Here is a 360-nt window from a genome sequence, read left to right as displayed (position 1 = left end):
GGGTGCTGGTGGTGCGTGAGGGCCGGATCGTGCACGAGGCCCCGGCCGAGGACCTGGACGAACACCGCGTGCTCGACCTCGTGATGGTCTCCACCGAACGAACCACCGCGCAAACCACCGAACAAACGACCGGGCGAACCACCGCGCAGGCCGCCGAACAGACCACCGGTTCTGAAGCCGGGTCTGGTGTTGCAATTCCCCCCTCTGAAGGAGCGTTCGATGATTGAGGTCGATCAGGCCGCGCAGGCCGGTCCGCCCGTGGCGGCGGGTCCGGGCGGGCGGTTCGGCCGGCTGGGCGAGGTCCGGCACCTGGGGCTGGTCGCGGCGTTGGTGCTGCTGGCGATCGTGGGTCTGGTGACC

1 protein-coding gene is annotated in these 360 nt (G+C 70.0%); it reads left to right on the top strand.

Annotated elements, in window-relative coordinates; genetic code table 11:
* The coding region (locus tag FLV34_RS41160; protein ID WP_222709829.1) for a hypothetical protein at positions 1 to 227 on the top strand (227 nt) is incomplete at its 5' end.
* Between the last annotated feature and the right edge of the window lie 133 nt (positions 228 to 360).

This window comes from Microbispora sp. CSR-4 (genome assembly GCF_008033685.1).
In the GTDB taxonomy this organism is placed as follows: domain Bacteria; phylum Actinomycetota; class Actinomycetes; order Streptosporangiales; family Streptosporangiaceae; genus Microbispora.
Note: the sequence above shows the minus strand (reverse complement) of the source record. Positions and strands in the feature narration are given on the sequence as shown.